This is a genomic window from Methylophaga sp. UBA2496 (genome assembly GCF_002341635.1).
Taxonomy (GTDB): domain Bacteria; phylum Pseudomonadota; class Gammaproteobacteria; order Nitrosococcales; family Methylophagaceae; genus Methylophaga.
In genome coordinates this window covers 539,200-556,813 of sequence record NZ_DDOK01000005.1, presented here as the reverse complement: position 1 = coordinate 556,813, position 17,614 = coordinate 539,200, and the positions used below count along the sequence as shown (strand labels likewise).

16 protein-coding genes are annotated in these 17,614 nt (G+C 45.8%); 12 read left to right on the top strand and 4 right to left on the bottom strand.

Going from position 1 to position 17,614, the window contains the following annotated elements:
• Positions 1 to 12 precede the first annotated feature (12 nt).
• From hda to recJ, 3 genes are read left to right on the top strand one after another with little or no spacing between them, the layout of a single operon-like run.
• On the top strand, positions 13 to 717 hold the full coding sequence (gene hda, locus B2W60_RS09720; RefSeq protein WP_292359324.1) for a DnaA regulatory inactivator Hda: 705 nt from the start codon (positions 13 to 15) through the stop codon (positions 715 to 717).
• Positions 710 to 1,642, top strand: coding sequence for a hypothetical protein (locus B2W60_RS09715; protein WP_292359326.1), 933 nt, complete (start codon positions 710 to 712; stop codon positions 1,640 to 1,642). The genes hda and B2W60_RS09715 overlap by 8 nt, the downstream gene beginning before the upstream one ends.
• Positions 1,623 to 3,371 carry a single-stranded-DNA-specific exonuclease RecJ gene (gene recJ / locus B2W60_RS09710; RefSeq protein WP_292359328.1) on the top strand — a complete coding sequence of 583 codons (1,749 nt, stop codon included), beginning with the start codon at positions 1,623 to 1,625 and terminating at the stop codon, positions 3,369 to 3,371. The genes B2W60_RS09715 and recJ overlap by 20 nt, the downstream gene beginning before the upstream one ends.
• Here recJ and B2W60_RS09705 read toward each other — a convergent pair.
• Positions 3,368 to 4,318: a 1-phosphofructokinase family hexose kinase gene (locus B2W60_RS09705; RefSeq protein WP_292359330.1), complete on the bottom strand. Its 951-nt coding sequence runs from the start codon at positions 4,316 to 4,318 to the stop codon at positions 3,368 to 3,370. The two genes, recJ and B2W60_RS09705, sit on opposite strands and share 4 nt — an antisense overlap.
• Before the next feature lie 83 nt (positions 4,319 to 4,401).
• Between B2W60_RS09705 and B2W60_RS09700 the strand changes: the two genes are divergently transcribed.
• Both B2W60_RS09700 and dinG read left to right on the top strand, forming a co-directional pair.
• Positions 4,402 to 5,403 (top strand): 2-hydroxyacid dehydrogenase, encoded by a 1,002-nt coding sequence (locus B2W60_RS09700; RefSeq protein WP_292359332.1) that lies wholly within the window; start codon positions 4,402 to 4,404, stop codon positions 5,401 to 5,403.
• Positions 5,404 to 7,482 (top strand): ATP-dependent DNA helicase DinG, encoded by a 2,079-nt coding sequence (gene dinG, locus B2W60_RS09695; protein ID WP_292359334.1) that lies wholly within the window; start codon positions 5,404 to 5,406, stop codon positions 7,480 to 7,482.
• Positions 7,483 to 7,524: 42 nt separating this feature from the next.
• Here the strand turns inward: dinG and B2W60_RS09690 are convergent, their stop codons facing one another.
• Both B2W60_RS09690 and B2W60_RS09685 read right to left on the bottom strand, forming a co-directional pair.
• Complete coding sequence (locus B2W60_RS09690; protein ID WP_069295382.1) at positions 7,525 to 7,806, bottom strand: peptidylprolyl isomerase; 282 nt, start codon at positions 7,804 to 7,806, stop codon at positions 7,525 to 7,527.
• 34 nt (positions 7,807 to 7,840) lie between these two features.
• Positions 7,841 to 8,518: a type 1 glutamine amidotransferase domain-containing protein gene (locus tag B2W60_RS09685; RefSeq protein ID WP_292359336.1), complete on the bottom strand. Its 678-nt coding sequence runs from the start codon at positions 8,516 to 8,518 to the stop codon at positions 7,841 to 7,843.
• A gap of 230 nt (positions 8,519 to 8,748) precedes the next feature.
• On the opposite strand from B2W60_RS09685, the gene B2W60_RS09680 reads away from it, so the two are divergent.
• Positions 8,749 to 10,020, top strand: coding sequence for an O-acetylhomoserine aminocarboxypropyltransferase/cysteine synthase family protein (locus tag B2W60_RS09680; protein ID WP_292359338.1), 1,272 nt, complete (start codon positions 8,749 to 8,751; stop codon positions 10,018 to 10,020).
• 37 nt (positions 10,021 to 10,057) lie between these two features.
• On the opposite strand, the gene pyrC is transcribed toward B2W60_RS09680, so the two are convergent.
• Entirely contained in the window at positions 10,058 to 11,104 is a 1,047-nt protein-coding gene (pyrC, locus tag B2W60_RS09675) for a dihydroorotase (RefSeq protein WP_292359339.1), read from the bottom strand.
• A gap of 170 nt (positions 11,105 to 11,274) precedes the next feature.
• Between pyrC and B2W60_RS09670 the strand changes: the two genes are divergently transcribed.
• From B2W60_RS09670 to B2W60_RS09645, 6 genes are all read left to right on the top strand, one after another.
• On the top strand, positions 11,275 to 13,017 hold the full coding sequence (locus B2W60_RS09670; RefSeq protein ID WP_292359341.1) for an acetolactate synthase 3 large subunit: 1,743 nt from the start codon (positions 11,275 to 11,277) through the stop codon (positions 13,015 to 13,017).
• Positions 13,017 to 13,514, top strand: coding sequence for an acetolactate synthase small subunit (ilvN, locus tag B2W60_RS09665; protein ID WP_292359343.1), 498 nt, complete (start codon positions 13,017 to 13,019; stop codon positions 13,512 to 13,514). Before B2W60_RS09670 ends, ilvN begins: the two co-directional genes overlap by 1 nt.
• Before the next feature lie 28 nt (positions 13,515 to 13,542).
• Positions 13,543 to 14,553, top strand: a complete 1,011-nt coding sequence (gene ilvC, locus B2W60_RS09660) for a ketol-acid reductoisomerase (protein WP_292360220.1) — start codon at positions 13,543 to 13,545, stop codon at positions 14,551 to 14,553.
• Positions 14,554 to 14,669: 116 nt separating this feature from the next.
• Complete coding sequence (gene pssA, locus B2W60_RS09655; RefSeq protein WP_292359344.1) at positions 14,670 to 15,413, top strand: CDP-diacylglycerol--serine O-phosphatidyltransferase; 744 nt, start codon at positions 14,670 to 14,672, stop codon at positions 15,411 to 15,413.
• A 168-nt stretch (positions 15,414 to 15,581) separates the two neighbouring features.
• Positions 15,582 to 17,114 carry a 2-isopropylmalate synthase gene (locus B2W60_RS09650; RefSeq protein ID WP_292359346.1) on the top strand — a complete coding sequence of 511 codons (1,533 nt, stop codon included), beginning with the start codon at positions 15,582 to 15,584 and terminating at the stop codon, positions 17,112 to 17,114.
• Positions 17,114 to 17,608 carry a DNA polymerase III subunit psi gene (locus tag B2W60_RS09645; protein WP_292359348.1) on the top strand — a complete coding sequence of 165 codons (495 nt, stop codon included), beginning with the start codon at positions 17,114 to 17,116 and terminating at the stop codon, positions 17,606 to 17,608. Before B2W60_RS09650 ends, B2W60_RS09645 begins: the two co-directional genes overlap by 1 nt.
• Positions 17,609 to 17,614 lie beyond the last annotated feature (6 nt).

Sequence of the window (17,614 nt, the reverse complement as noted above, 5' to 3'; positions counted from 1 at the left end):
CGCTCTGTACCGATGAAGAAGCAAGAAATACAGCTGACACTGCACCTTACGCCGCAGGAAATCTTTCGAATAGATAATTTTATATTTGAAAACGATGAGTTAGCCTCAGTAGTTGACGTTTTCTGCCGCGAAAGAAAACCCGATTTTCTCTATCTTTGGGGAGAGTCTGGCGTTGGCAAAACGCATTTAAATCTCGCGATTGCCGAACAATTACAACAGCGTGGACGTCAGGTAAGTTATATCAACCTTCAGGAGTTACTTGATACCGCAGACCCAGAGGTATTAGCTTCGTTATTTCAAACGGATGTTGTTTGTCTGGATGATCTGCAGGCAATTTGTGGTGAGCCAGCCTGGGAGGAAGCAGTGTTCCATTGCTTTAATCAATTACGTGAACATGAGCATAAATTATTGATTTGTGCTGACCAGAATCCGGCTCAACTGGCTATTCAATTACCAGATCTGCGTTCCCGGCTTTCTACAGGGTTGATTTACCAATTACCTTCAATGACTGATGTGCTTAAACAACAGGCATTGATAAGCCATGCACAGAGCCGGGGGTTGATTCTGCCTGAAGAGGTGGCTCAATACCTTTTGCGTCATTACAGCCGTGATATGCCATCGCTGATGCTGGTCCTGCAGCGACTTGATAAGGCGTCTTTACAGGCCCAGCGTCGTTTGACCATTCCGTTTGTACGGGAAGTGATCCACCATGGCTGAAAAGCCATCGGTAACGATTATATGGCCCGGTTTAGCCACTGTAATGCAGGAAATCAATCAGTCTTTAGTGCCCGAAGCTCTACAGAAATTATTTAAAAAAGCTAACTTTACAGTCAGCGATAATTCCTTTGAACATGAGCTTATCCAGTTATTCAGCACTAACATGCTTTCAGGACCTGATTTACCCACCGCGCAATTACGTAACCCGGGCCAATTGAGTCTGTGTGCTGATCCATGTTATCTGCATGCTGATCGTGATCGGCTTTTATTATTTCCCATCACTGATTTAACAATGGAAGAGGGCACTCAGCTCAGAGAAAGCATCCAACCACTGTTGAATGATTTCGACGCTCAACTGGTGCCCAATGATCTGAACCACTGGTCGATTTGGTTAGAAACTATGCCGGACATTAATCTGACAGCCATGTCATCCTTAATTGGTAAATCGGTTGCATCAGCATTACCGAAAGGGGCCGAACAAAACGATTGGTTACGGTTAAGTAATGAAATTCAGATGGTGTTATTTGAACATCCGGTTAATCAACAAAGGCAGTCCGCTGGCAAATTACCGGTCAACAGTCTCTGGTTCTGGGGGAAGGCTGATTGGCAGCCACAAGCAAATACCTGGCAACAGCTTTATGGTGACGCGGCGTTATTAAAGTCGCTTGCATCAGCGACTTCAACGAGCTTGCAACCCATGACTGAATGGAAATCTGAAAACACGATGACGGGTCAGCAGTTACTGGTATTTCCTGAACTGGATTTACAAAGTAACTGGCCACAACGATTGGAGCAAAATACAACGCAGCACATTTTGCCTTTGCTACGTAAATTACGTCGTTATCAAATTCGTCAATTACGTTTAATTATCCCGCAACATGGCCAGTATGTCTGGCGTTGCTGGGATGTCTGGAAACCGTGGTAATCCGATGAACATTCAACAACGAACAACAGAAGATTTAAGCGCTTTACCCAATGACTGGCCAGAGTGCATTCGCAAAATCATGGCCGCACGCGGTATCAAAAAGGCTGATGAATTAACCTTTGATTTAGCTGAGTTGCCAAAACCCTCGGAAATGTTGGGGATGGAAGCTGCCGTAACATTATTGATCCAGGCATTACAGCAGCAATGGCGAGTCATGATTGTGGCGGATTTTGATAGCGATGGCGCTACCAGCTGCGCCGTGATGATGCGTGGTTTACGCATGATGGGGTTGCAACAGATTGATTTTATTGTGCCGAATCGCTTTGTCCACGGTTATGGTTTAACCACTGAGTTATTAAGCGAAATTGCTGCTGAAAACCAGCCGGATTTATTGATTACTGTGGATAACGGGATTGCCAGTCTGGATGGCGTTGCTCTGGCCAAACAACGTGGTATGCAAGTGTTGATCACTGATCATCATCTTGCGGCAGAACAATTGCCACAAGCCGACGCCATCGTTAATCCTAATCAACCGGATGATAACTTTCCCAGCAAAATGCTGGCCGGTGTTGGGGTGGCGTTTTATGTGCTGCTCGGTTTGCGGCAGGGATTACGTGATATTAACTGGTTTGAATTACAAAAACTGGCAGAACCACGTCTGGTGGAATTGCTGGATTTGGTGGCATTAGGCACCGTCGCCGATGTCGTGCCTTTGGATAGGCTCAATCGCACATTAGTAGATCTGGGTCTGAAACGCATGCGGCAGGGACGCGCCTGTGCAGGGATTCGTGCTTTATTACAGATTGCCGGTAAAGATCTTGAGCGATTATCTGCACAGGATTTGGGCTTTGCCATCGCACCAAGGTTAAATGCCGCAGGTCGTATGGAAGATATGGGGCTGGGCATTGATACTTTGGTAACAGATAACTTTGCCATGGCTCAGCAAGCTGCTCAGTTGCTGGATCAGATTAATCTTGAGCGTCGCTCGGTTGAACAAGGCATGCAACTGGAAGCTCTGGCGATGCTGGAAAAACTTCAGCTTAATGAAACCAGTCAGGCAGTTGCTTATTGTTTATATGAAGAAAGCTGGCATCAAGGGGTAATCGGGCTACTAGCTTCTCGAATTAAAGAAAAACTGCATCGGCCGGTCATTGTGTTTGCACCGGGCGAACCTGGCGAAATCAAGGGTTCGGCACGCTCCATAACAGGCGTTCATATTCGTGATGTGCTGGTTAATGTCGCTGCTAAATATCCGGATTTAATTTTGCGCTTTGGCGGACATGCGATGGCAGCAGGGTTAACATTAAAGCAGAACGATTTTTCATTATTTGAAAAGGCATTCAGGGACGCTGTACAGCTTGCAGCCGATCCCACTGTATTTGAACGCGCTTTGTATTCTGATGGTGAATTATCGGCGCAGGAAATGAACATGCAGCTGGCAGAGCAATTACCGGTTCTGGCGCCATGGGGACAGGCTTTTCCGGAACCACAGTTTCATGGCCAGTTTGTGTTACAGAATTATCGTCATGTCGGTCAGCAATCGGACCATCTTCGGCTAACCATCAAACTTGATGATGGACGTGAAATCACGGCCATGGCGTTTCGTCAGACAGCACCACAATGGCTGCAAATCGGCCAGAAAGTTGGCTTGCATTATCGCCTGGATGTGAATGAATTCCGGCAAACAAAATCATTACAATTGCTGGTTGATAATATCTTGCCGAGTTAAATATCCAGTGTGTGAATCGTCACCTGCTGTCGGAAATCGGCCAGTTCATGACCTTGAAATAATTCTGTTCCGGCGTGCATTACGGTACCGGCTCCACAGGCGATACCATAGCGCAATGCCGTTTCGGGCTGATCATCAAGACTGAACCCGGCCACCAGACCCGCCACCATGGAATCACCTGCACCCACGGTAGTATTCACTGGTACCGCTAACGCTTTCGCATAAAAACTGTTTTTCGGGCTGACTAATAAAGCACCTTGATCGCCTAACGAGACACAGACATGGGTAACCCCGGACAGTTGCAGTTGTCTGGCGCATTCGGCAATAGCTTCTATAGTGTTGAGTTTTATTTGCAGCAGGGTTTCCAGTTCATACAGATTGGGTTTAATCAAAAAAGGTTTCGCTTCAATTGCCAAACGCAATATTTCACAATGACTGTCAACGACAGCGCGTCCGCCATGTTGCTGGATTTTATTAACTAAATCAGCATACAGAGAGGTAGGTATATTGGGTTGGCATGACCCGGTAAGAATGCCATAACCATTTCCTACGGCATCGGCAAAATTCTCCACCAATTGACTTAACTGGGCTGCCGGGACAGGTGTGCCAGCATCAGTGATTTGAAATTGAGATTGTGTATCAAGCTCAATAATCGTGCTGTTAATGCGTGTCTGTCCTGAGACAGGATGAAACATAACATTGGGTAGCTGTTCAACAAGCATGTCTCGCAGAATCTCACCAACTGAACCGGCAATAACACAGTACGTTGTTGCATCTGCCTGCATACGAAACAAAGCCCGGCCAATATTGATACCATTACCCCCAGGATCATGACGGGCTGCATCGGAACGTGATTTTTGATCTGGGATTAACTTTTTGACATGGTAAGTCACATCCAACGCAGGGTTTAAACATAAAACACGAATGTTTCCCGATGATGGCGTCATGACTGTCTCCGATAATAAAATTTGTTCGATAAAGTGATGCTCAGCTGACCAATAATAAACTGCATTTCTGATAAAGGCTCCAAATGAAACCAACGCATGTCGCGGTATTCAGCGCAAAACCCTATGATAAGGCCTATCTCACGGGAATGGCCGATGAGCGCGTATCTTTATGTTTTTATGAAATGGCGTTAAATCCAATGACAGCAGCATTAGCCAAAGATGTTGAAGTGGTCAGTGCGTTTGTTAATGACGATATATCGGCGGAAACCCTGAAAACCCTGGCAGAAAACGGTACCCGTTTAATTGCGTTACGTTGTGCCGGGATTAATCAGGTGGATTTAACGGCTGCTAATAAGCTTGGTATAACCGTCGTCAATGTGCCAGCCTATTCACCCTATGCTGTCGCGGAACATACCATTGCGCTGATGTTGGCATTAAGTCGGAAGATACCGCGGGCTTATAATCGCGTTCGCGATGGTAATTTTTCTCTGGATGGTTTGCTGGGTTTTGATTTCTTCGGTAAAACCGCGGGCATTATCGGTGGCGGTAAAATTGGCTTGTTAGTAGCTGAGCGTTTACGGGCATTTGGTTGTCAGGTTTTGATTTATGACCCGCATAATGCTGAACCAGCTAAAAAAGCTGGTTTTGACGTAGTGACACTCGACAGCTTGCTCGGTCAAAGCGATATTATCAGCCTGCATTGTCCATTAAATGATACAACGCATCATATTATTAATGCTGCCAGTCTCAGGCTGACCAAACCGGGCGTAATGCTGATTAATACCAGTCGCGGAGCTTTATTGGATACAGTCGCTGTATTGGATGCCCTGAAAGCGTTACATATTGGCTATCTGGGAATAGATGTGTATGAACAGGAAGGCAGTTTGTTTTTTGAAGACCATTCCACCGATATTATTCAGGACGACATATTCCAGCGTTTATTGACCTTGCCAAATGTGCTGGTCACCGGACACCAGGCCTATTTCACCCGAGAAGCATTGCAGCATATCGCGCAGACAACTTTGCAGAATATTGATGATTTTATGGCTGGTAAGGCACTGAAAAACCGAGTGGAAATACGTTAAGTGTTTGATGAAATATTTACCAGTATCAATAAGTTGATGCCGGATTTTAAAGCCAGACCGCAACAAATTGAGATGAGCAGCTTTATTCATCAGCGACTGCAACAATCTCATAATCGAATGGCAGTGGTCGAAGCGCCAACTGGGGTCGGAAAAACACTGGCCTATCTCAGCGGTGCAATCGAAACTGCTTTGAACAGTAAAAAATTGCTGGTTATCAGTACCGCAACCGTCAATCTGCAACAACAATTGATTCAGAAAGATCTGCCACAGTTTTCAGCGGCTTTGCCACAACCGATACGCTTTATGCAGATCAAAGGCCGCCGCCGTTATGTGTGCCCCAGTAAACTGGCTCAACTGGCAACCACACCGGAACAGCAAGATTTGACGTTGGATGTAGATCAGAAATACCAGCAGGTATTGATGCAAACTCAGGCGAAAAATCTGTTTCAGGATTGGGATGAACATCGCTGGGATGGTGATCGGGATAGCCGTACCGATGCCATTGATCCGGCTCTTTGGCATGAGGTATCTACTGATTCAGAAGGGTGTGCGGGTAAGAGCTGCCGGTATTTTTTGAGCTGTCCCTATTATTTGCTGCGCAAGGAAATGCAGTTAGCGCAGGTTGTGGTGGTCAATCACGATTTATTACTCAGTGATGCTGATTTGGGCGGCGGTCTGGTGTTACCCAATCCTGAAGAGCTGATCCTGGTGTTTGATGAAGCTCATAATCTGCCACAAAAGGCGCTGGGACATGCCGCCAAAGCATTGAACTTTGCCCAGCTTTATCAAACGGTTGAAACCGCCGACAGTCTGATGAAAAAGCTGCCAACCGCACTGGCATTTCGGCAACATGATTTTGGTTATATGTTCAAGGAAATTCGTCAGGATTTACCAGCTATTATCAGCCTGTTGCAACAGCTACTGGATATTCTGGGCAGTGATGCCACAGTAAATGAAATGCTGGAAGGACGCATCAGTGAGCCGCGTATTTTCTGGGGCAGTCCGTTACTCAATGCCTTGTTTATTCCCTGCCAGAACCTGTTACAGCGCGCCAATTCGATCTATAAACACTTTTCTTTGATTGGCAAATGGATTAAAGAAGGGCTGGAGAAAACCCAGTTAAGTAATAAGGTCGGTGAAGCGCTGTTACCCCAGGTAGGGACGGTACAGAATATTTTTGGTTATCTGATTGATTTTATGGCGCTGTTTCTCGATGAGGATAAAGCCGAGCGCCCGCCCAATGTGCGCTGGCTGGCACAGGAACAGTTTGCCAAACAGCAAACCCTGGTGGTTCATGCCGGGCCAATGACCGCCGCAGGTTTTCTGGATCACAGTTTATGGCAGCGGGCCTATGGAGTAGTGATGACCTCAGCCACTTTACGGGGCATGGGATTGTTCCAGCGTTTCCGGGCGGACTGTGGCTTACAGCGTTACGATGAAAAACACTTTCTGGCGTTGCCTTCACCGTTTAAATATCAGCAACAGGCGGTGTTAAAACTGCCGATGATGCAGTATTTACCCAATGAAAATCTGCCGCAGTGGCAGCAGGAAGTGGTCAGTCAACTCAAATCAATTATTGATATTCAGGCGGCGACGCTAGTGCTATTCACCTCACGCCAGGTGATGTTGCAGGTATATAAGCAATTGCCATTGTCCTTGAAAAATTTGATTCTGTTACAAGGTGATCAGCTGTCACCCAAAAATATGATCGTCAAGCATATTCAGCGGATTGAAGCAGGGCGGGGCAGCATTATTTTTGGCATGGATCGGTTTGCAGAAGGCGTCGATTTACCTGGCAATTTATGCACCCATGTCATCATTACTAAACTACCATTTCCGGTATTTACCCGCCCGATTGAACAGGCACGTCAAGAGTGGATCCTCAAACGTGGCGGCCAGCCGTTTATCAGCTTGTCATTACCGGCGGTCAGCGTGAAGTTGATTCAGGCCTGTGGTCGATTGTTAAGAAAAGAAACTGATTCCGGACAAATAACTATTCTGGATCGTCGGCTGTTAACTAAAAATTACGGCAAACAATTACTCTCGCATTTACCGGATTATCAATTAATAACCGAATAAAAAAGCCCGGCGGAGCCGGGCTTTCGGGGTGTATCAGCTAACTTATTCAGTACGGCTGGTTACTTCCAGCAAATGATAGCCAAATTGTGTTTTAACCGGGCCCTGAACGGTGTTTACCGGTGCGGAGAACACAACTTTATCGAATTCCGGCACCATCATGCCCGGCCCAAACTCACCCAAATCGCCACCTTGGCGGCTGGAAGGGCAAGAAGAATTTTCTTTGGCGACAGCGGCAAAATCTGCGCCTTCTTCAATTTCGCGTTTCAGTTCCAGACAGATTTCTTCGCTGTCTACCAGAATGTGTCGTGCGGTTGCTCTAGCCATAATAGTTCCGTAATTGATTTATAGATGCTGACTCTCAAGCCAGCTGTTGTAACAGGGCTTTAGCCGTAGCCTCGGAGGAAGCCGGGTTTTGACCTGTAATAAGTATGCCATCGGTAATAACGAATGGAGTCCAGTCATCACCTTTGCTGAAAGTAGCGCCACGTTGTTTCAGGGCATCTTCCAGCAAAAAGGGTACAACTTCTGATAAGCCTACCGCATCTTCTTCACTATTTGAAAATGCAGTGAGCTTTTTACCTTTGATCCACGGATCGTCACCAATGGTTTTAATATTTAATAATACGGCGGGTGCATGACACACAGCCGCCACTGGTTTGTTGGCCAGTACAAAACTTTCAATCAGTGCAATTGACTTTTGATCCTCGGTTAAATCCCATAACGGACCATGTCCACCTGGATAAAACACTGCATCATAATCTGCGGCATGAACGTCCGCTAATTTAACCGTGTTAGCCAATTGGTTTTTAGCTTCAGCATCATTTTCAAAACGGCGTGTGGCGTCTGTTTGAAAATCAGGCTGATTACTTTTAGGATCAAGCGGTGGTTGTCCACCTTGTGGAGATGCAAGTACGATTTCAGCACCGGCATCTTTCATAGTGTAATAGGGTGCGGCTAACTCTTCTAGCCAGAATCCGGTTTTCTCGCCGGTATTGCCGAGCTTATCATGTGAAGTCAGTACCACTAATATTTTCATGGTTTTATCTCCTGAAATGTGTGGTTTGATATCTTTTTTATTGCTGTCTGATTGAGATGGGGATAGAGCGATAAAAGTTCAAGCGATATTGCATTTCATTCCTATCGTCGTAAACTCACATCAGGGTCTGCTGATCTTTCAGAGCCGCCTCTGCTGTGGCTGAAGATGCACCACAAAGCTAGGGGGAAACTGTTCTACAGACACCAAAATAATAACAGCGAGAGAAAACTATGAAAAAAGAAACTATTTGCCTTCACGAAGGTTATGAAACTGATCCCGTTACAAAATCCTGCGCGGTGCCAATTTATCAAACCGTTGCCTATGAATTTGATAATGCACAGCACGGTGCTGATCTGTTTAATCTCGATGTTCCCGGCAATATCTATAGCCGTATTATGAACCCGACATGGGATGTATTGGAAAAGCGGGTCGCAGCGCTGGAAGGCGGTCTTGCAGCGTTGGCAACATCAGCAGGGAGTGCTGCTATTCATTATGCCATCCTGACGATTGCCGAAGCGGGCGACAATATAGTAACCACGCCGCAGCTTTATGGTGGAACCTACACGTTATTTGCCCATATGCTGCCTAAACTAGGGATTGATGTACGGTTTGCTGAAACCGATCAGGCAGCTGATCTGGAAAAGCTGATTGATGCAAAAACCAAAGCGGTTTTCTGTGAATCAATCGGTAACCCTGCTGGCAATATTGTTGATATTGAACCAATTGCCACGATGGCACACAAACATGGTGTGCCGGTGATAGTGGATAACACCGTGGCTACGCCGGTATTACTCAATCCGATTGAATATGGTGCTGATATTGTGGTGCATTCGCTGACTAAATATATGGGCGGTCATGGCACAACATTGGGTGGCATTATTGTCGATTCCGGCAAGTTCCCCTGGGCCGAACATAAAGAAAGATTTCCGGTTTTGAATCAACCCGAACCGGCCTATCACGGCGTGGTCTATACCGAGCAGTTTGCAGAAGCAGCTTTTATTGCCAGGGCGCGGACAGTGCCATTACGTAATACCGGTTCTGCTTTATCGCCAATGAATGCCTTTTTATTATTGCAGGGTATCGAAACCTTATCGTTGCGTATGGAACGGCACTGTGAAAATGCCATTGCAGTCGCAAAATATCTACAGCAGCATCCCAAGGTTGAGTGGGTGAACTATGCTGGACTGGAAGGGGACAAATATTTCGATTTGGCTCAAAAATACTTTAATGGGAAACCGTCCTCTATCCTGACCTTTGGCATTAAAGGTGGCTTTGATAACGGCGTTAAATTCTATGATGCGTTGAAGTTAGTTAAACGCCTGGTGAATATTGGTGATACCAAGTCACTGGCCTGTCATCCTGCTTCGACCACACATCGTCAGCTGGAAGAAGCCGAACTCAAAGCAGCTGGAGTGACCCCCGAAATGCTTCGACTGTGTATTGGTATCGAGCATATCAATGATATTCTCGGAGATTTGGAACAAGCTTTTTCTGCGGTTTAAAATCAATAATCCCGGCCTGTAACAGGGCCGGGATTTTTTAAATGAGCTTCCAGCGAATACTTTCACCTGCACGCATGGGTACCAATGTCTCATCAGCAAATTCCAACGTGTCGGGAACCTGCCAATCCGCTTTTTGCAACGTGATTTGCCGGGTGTTTCTGGGCAGTCCATAAAAGTCTGCTCCATAGAAGCTGGCAAAACCTTCCAGTTTGTCTAAACATTCGTGCGTATCAAATACTTCAGCATACAGTTCGATAGCTGCATGTGCGCTGTAAATTCCGGCACAACCGCATGCGTTTTCCTTGCTGTTGCGGGTATGAGGCGCACTATCGGTTCCCAGGAAGAATTTTGGATTGCTGCTGGTGGCTGCGACAATCAATGCTTTCTGATGGGTATTGCGCTTGAGTACAGGCAAGCAGAAATGATGGGGTCGGATTCCGCCTACCAGCATATCGTTACGATTTAGCAGCAAATGATGAGGTGTAATGGTCGCGGCCACAAAATTACTGGCCTGGGCAACGAAATCAGCCGCATCTTTTGTCGTTATATGTTCAAAAACAATTTTCAGTTCCGGAAAGTCACGTAATAACGGAATCAGCTTTTCATCGATAAAAACTTTTTCACGATCAAAGATGTCGGTTTGACTGTGCGTGACTTCTCCATGCAGCAATAAAGGCATGCCAGCCTGCTGCATGGTTTCCAGTGTTTTATAACAGTTGCTGATATTGGTTACGCCAGCATCTGAGTTGGTTGTCGCGCCAGCAGGGTAAAGTTTCACTGCTTTGATAAAACCAGCTTGTTTAGCCTCGACAATATCCTGAGGCTGAGTATTATCAGTCAGATACAAGGTCATTAATGGTTCAAAGTCAGACGCTGCTGGCCGGGCATCAAGGATTCGCTTTCTATAGGCAGCGGCCTGTTCCACATTGGTGACCGGTGGACGCAGATTGGGCATGACGATGGCCCGATTAAAACATCTTGCTGTATCGGCAACGGTGCGTTGTAATGCTTTATTATCGCGCAAGTGAAGATGCCAGTCGTCAGGCTGAGTAATCGTAATCGTGTTCATTGCTTGTTTTGTCATACAGCAAATTATGCCATAGCTATTTACTTTTGCTGCTGAAAAATTGTTTTGCGTTGAATAGAAAGGTAGCATCAGAAGGTGGTTTTTCTTGACCTTGACGGGCATTCACAGTAACTTTACCCGTTTGATATTTTGAAGCAGATCGCGTTAGCGATACGAGAGAGGAAGACGTGGAATTAAGCGGTGCCGAGATTCTGGTCCATTGTCTAAAAGACGAAGGGGTTGAGTATTTGTTTGGCTATCCGGGTGGTGCAGTGCTGCATATTTATGATGCGCTGTATAACCAGGAAGAGGTCAAGCATATCCTTGTGCGCCATGAACAGGCAGCGACTCATGCTGCAGATGGTTATGCGCGCGCTACCGGTAAGCCCGGTGTGGTGCTGGTAACTTCAGGTCCTGGTGCCACAAATGCGGTTACCGGTATTGCTACTGCTTATATGGACTCCATTCCAATGGTGGTTATTACTGGTCAGGTAGCCACGGCCAACATCGGCAGTGATGCTTTCCAGGAAGTGGATTCCGTTGGTATTACACGTCCATGCGTTAAACATAACTTTTTAGTTAAAGATATTAACGATCTGGCGGAGACCATCAAAAAAGCTTTTTATGTAGCAACTACAGGTCGTCCCGGTCCGGTTGTGGTTGATGTTCCGAAAGACATTACGGATCCGAACATCAAGATTCCTTATGTTTATCCCGAGAGTGTTCATATGCGCTCTTATCAACCCATTACCAAAGGCCATCCGGGTCAGATTAAGCGTGCAGTGGAGTTATTGCTGACTGCCAAAAAACCAATGGTTTATACCGGAGGGGGGGTAGTGTTAGGCAATGCCGCTGAACAGCTACGGACTTTTGTCAATACTTTAGGGTATCCGGTTACCTCAACACTGATGGGGTTAGGCTCAATACCATGGGATGATAAACAGTTTCTCGGTATGTTGGGCATGCACGGAACCTATGAAGCCAATATGGCGATGCACGATTGTGATGTGCTGATTGCCATTGGTGCGCGTTTTGATGATCGCGTTACCGGCAAAATTGCAGAATTCTGTCCACACGCCAAGATTATTCATATCGATATTGATCCGTCTTCGATCTCCAAAACTATTTCAGTAGACGTTCCGATTGTTGGCAATGTTGGAGATGTTCTGGCTGATATGAATCATTTGCTGGAAGTAAGCAAAACACAGCCGGATCAAGCAGCCTTGGCGGAGTGGTGGGCTGTTATTGATGGATGGCGTGCCAAAAGATGTATGTCTTATGATCGAAGTAGCGACCAGATCAAGCCTCAGGCAGTAGTTGAAATGATTCATGAGATCACCAGAGGCGATGCTTATGTAACATCAGATGTTGGACAGCATCAGATGTGGGCGGCCCAATACTATGGTTTCAGCAAACCGAATCGCTGGATTAATTCGGGCGGTTTAGGAACCATGGGTTTTGGTTTACCCGCCGCAATGGGTGTTCAATTGGCATTCCCTGAAGAGACAGTGATTTGTATTACTGGCGAAGGCAGTATCCAGATGTGTATTCAGGAGCTGTCTACCTGTCTGCAATATGGTTTGCCGGTTAAAATTGTTGCATTGAATAATCGTTACCTAGGCATGGTGCGTCAGTGGCAGGAATTTTTCTATCAGAACCGTTATTCGCATTCTTATATGGAATCGTTACCTGATTTCGTCAAATTAGCCGAAAGTTATGGTCATGTTGGTATTCGTATCGAACGAGTAGAAGATTTGCGTCCTAAACTGGAAGAGGCCTTTGCGCTGAAAGATCGACTGGTATTTCTGGATATAGTCACTGATCAAACCGAAAATGTGTATCCGATGATTGCACAGGGCAAAGCCCACAATGAAATGCACATGTCGCCTTACTGCGATTTACCCCAGGATCCAGAACGGGAGCTGTCATAATGCGTCATATCATTTCGATTTTGATTGAAAACGAAGCCGGTGCTTTATCACGTGTTGCAGGTTTATTTTCTGCGCGTGGTTATAATATTGAGTCGTTAACCGTTGCTCCGACTGAAGATGCGTCCTTGTCCCGTATGACAATTGTGACAACCGGAACCGACCGGATTATTGAACAGATCACCAAACAGCTGAATAAGTTGGTTGATGTGGTCAAGCTTATGGAATTGTCTGACGGACCGCACATCGAACGTGAAATGATGTTGATTAAGGTCAAAGCAGCCACCATGGACCAACGTGATGACGTCAAACGTCTGGCGGATATTTTCCGTGGACATATTATTGATGTGACGGCATCAACCTACACGATTGAACTGACCGGTGCCGGAAGCAAACTGGATTCGTTTATCGAAGCACTGTCCGAACATAAAATACTTGAAACTGTACGCAGCGGTGTTTCCGGGATTGCCCGTGGCGAAAAATGCCTGCAATTGAATTGATTTAAAAACGAAGGAATTAATAATGAGTTTGAATATTTATTACGATAAAGATTGTGACCTGTCGCTTATTCGTGGCATGAAAGTCACCATTATCGGCTATGGCTCACAGGGCCATGCTCACGCCTGTAACCTGAAGGATTCCGGTGTGGATGTGACAGTTGCATTGCGTTCCGGATCATCTTCGATTGCCAAAGCTGAAGGCGCTGGGCTGAAAGTTGCTGATACCGCATCTGCTGTCAAGCAAGCGGATCTGATCATGGTGTTAACGCCGGATGAATTCCAATCATCTTTATATAAAGATGAAATCGAACCGAATCTGAAGCAAGGTGCTGTTCTGGCTTTTGCTCATGGTTTTGCAATTGTTTATAACCAAATCCTGCCACGCAAGGATTTGGACGTCATCATGATTGCGCCTAAAGCACCTGGTCATACTGTTCGCAGTGAATTTACCCGTGGTGGTGGTATTCCTGATTTGATCGCTATCGAACAGGATGCTTCCGGCAAAGCCAAAGCCATTGCTTTATCCTATGCCTCAGCCATTGGTGGTGGCCGTACAGGTATTATCGAAACCACTTTCCGTGATGAAACTGAAACGGATCTGTTTGGTGAACAAGCGGTGTTATGTGGTGGTGCAGTTGAATTGGTTAAAGCCGGTTTCGAAACATTGGTTGAAGCTGGCTATGAGCCGGAAATGGCTTATTTTGAATGTTTGCATGAATTGAAACTGATTGTTGACTTGATGTATGAAGGCGGTATTGCCAACATGAATTATTCGATTTCCAACAATGCCGAATATGGCGAATATGTTACTGGCCCTAAAGTCATTAATGAAGAAAGTCGATGGGCAATGCGTGAAGCGTTGAAAAACATTCAGGAAGGCAAGTATGCCAAGCAGTTTATTCAGGAAGGTCAGTCAGGTTATCCTGAAATGACGGCAATGCGTCGATTGAATGCAGAACATCCAATTGAAAAAACCGGTGCAAAACTGCGTGAAATGATGCCGTGGATTCAAAAAATCGTTGATAAGTCTAAAAACTAAAAACTTTTTTTGGTTGTCCCTGACAAGGGCAGGTTGCTTGGCAACCTGCCCTTGTTTTGTTTATGAAGGTGCGGATGTCATAATGCAATCACTTCTTCTCTGAATACAGGAAATTTATGGTTAATCATGAAGAACAACAAAAACGTGGCATATATCTGTTACCGAATTTATTTACCACAGCCTGCCTGTTTGCCGGTTTCTACGCTATTGTTGCTGCCATAAGAGGCGACTTTACCACTGCAGCAGTAGCGATCTTTGTTGCGATGATTATGGATGGCCTGGATGGGCGTATTGCTCGTTTAACCAATACCCAAAGTGCTTTTGGTGCTGAATACGATAGTCTTGCAGACATGGTTGCCTTTGGTTTGGCGCCCGCATTAGTTATGTTTGAATGGGCCTTGAACGGTCTGGGTAAATTTGGCTGGATGGTGGCATTTATATATGCGGCTTGTGGTGCATTGCGACTGGCACGTTTTAATACTCAGGTGGGTATTGCTGATAAACGTTACTTTCAAGGACTTCCAAGTCCCGCGGCAGCAGCCTGTATCGCTGGTTGGGTGTGGGTAGGACATAATAATCAACTGGATCCGGCATTACTGTCATTTGTAGGGGTGCCATTGACCTTTGCTACGGCTATTCTGATGGTCAGTACTGTTCGCTATCATAGTTTTAAAGAACTTAACTTGCGGGGCAAGGTACCTTTCATGGTGATGTTGGGGTTAGTCCTGGTTTTTGCGCTTATTGCTACTGATCCGCCAATCGTTTTATTTACTGCCTTCCTGTTGTATGCGATTTCAGGCCCAGTATTAACTCTGGTACAGCTTCGGAAACATCGCAACGAACGCGCACAATCAAAATAAAATTAACAAGATACTGAGGACGTACTGTTACTCAGAATAGCTTGATAATGGGTATGGACTTTACAGAATAAAAATTTATTGAAAAATCTTCTGTAGCCCTTACCTATCCTAATTATAATGACAATAAATACTTGCTCAGTGATGAGCAGAATGTTCGGAGCGAGCGAGATGAAAGACCAACTAATCATTTTTGATACAACCTTGCGTGATGGTGAGCAGAGTCCTGGCGCGTCAATGACCAAAGACGAAAAGGTACGAATTGCCAAGTCCCTTGAGCGTATGCGCGTGGATATTATTGAAGCCGGCTTTCCCATTGCCAGTATTGGTGATTTTGAATCCGTACAAGCTGTTGCCAAGGCCGTTAAAGACAGCCGTGTCTGTGGTCTTGCGCGGGCGTTGGACAAAGATATTGATCGTGCCGGCGAAGCGCTTAAATCAGCTAATGCATCACGCATTCATACGTTTATTGCGACCTCGCCAATTCATATGCAGATGAAATTGCGGATGCAGCCCGATGAGGTGATTGAAAATGCTGTTAAGGCGGTTAAACGTGCGCGCCTGTATACAGATGATGTTGAGTTTTCTCCTGAAGATGCTGGCCGAAGTGATCTTGACTTCCTTTGCCGGGTGCTTGAGGCGGTCATTGATGCCGGTGCCAAAACCTTAAATATTCCGGATACGGTGGGCTATAACTTGCCACAACAATTTGGTGAGTTAATCAAAAATCTGCGTGAGCGCATTCCAAATTCGGACAAAGCCATTTTCTCGGTGCATTGTCATAATGACTTAGGGTTGGCGGTAGCTAATTCCTTATCCGCAGTGATGAATGGTGCGCGTCAGGTGGAATGTACTATTAATGGACTTGGTGAACGCGCAGGTAATGCTTCTCTGGAAGAAGTGGTTATGGCAGTACGTACCCGCCAGGATATGTTTGATTGCGATACCCGTTTAAACACGACGCAAATACTGGCCGCATCCCGCTTAGTCTCTGGTGTAACCGGATTTGTCGTACAACCAAATAAAGCTATCGTTGGTGCGAATGCCTTTGCGCATGAGTCCGGTATTCATCAGGATGGGGTACTGAAAAACCGCGAAACCTATGAGATTATGCGTGCTGAAGACGTGGGCTGGAATACGAATCGAATGGTGCTCGGTAAACATTCTGGACGAAATGCCTTTCGTTCACGGTTGAAAGAATTAGGAATTGAACTGGAGTCAGAGGAAGATTTAAACAGTGCCTTTACCCGGTTTAAAGAGCTCGCCGATAAAAAGCATGAAGTTTTTGATGAGGATATTCAGGCACTTGTCAGTGATACATTAACTGAAGATAACGAGCGTGTACGTTTGATTTCGATGCGCGTATGCAGTGAGACGGGTGAAATACCCGTTGCCAGCGTGACCCTGGCAGTTGATGATAAGGAAGTCAAAACTGAAATGAGTGGCAGCGGACCGGTTGATGCCGCTTTTAAAGCCATAGAATCAATGGTGCAGAGCAATACTGAGTTACAGCTGTATTCAGTAAATAATATCACCAGCGGTACAGACTCTCAGGGTGAAGTCAGTGTCAGACTGGAAAAAGGGGGACGAATTGTCAGTGGGCAGGGTACCGATACTGATATCGTGATTGCCTCGGCAAAAGCTTATATCCATGCACTGAATAAAATGTTGCTGCCGGCTGATCGGGCGCACCCGCAAGTCTGATGCAATTATCTGCCGCACAACAGTTTGCCTTGAATGAGATGGGTATCCCTGTCTGGGTACAGCGTCAGGACGATGTTAGTATTTCGGCTGCGTTGAGTAGTGATAATGATATTGTCAGCCAACTTGATTTTCAAAAAAACTGGTTGGTCATCGCGGATGAGTCAGTCACAACGGCAGAAAAACGGTTATTAAAAGCGATCTTCGCCAGTATCGATGTCGGACTTGGCGATGTACTGGTGATTAATCCGCAGCAAGCCACATTATTGGCAAAGTGTTCTGCGGACAAAACTGTCGTTCTGGTTTTAGGTGAACAATGGTCGAGAAAACTTAATGTTCAGCCTCATAATTCGTTAAGCTGTCAGCAAATTGGTCATGGTTTACTAACATTGACTGGCCCCTGTTTGCGAGATTTACTGGATCAGCCTCAACGTAAATTTGAAATGTGGCAGGTTGTACTAAAATTACGGAACTTAAGGGCCGCGCATCTTGACTGAGTTAGC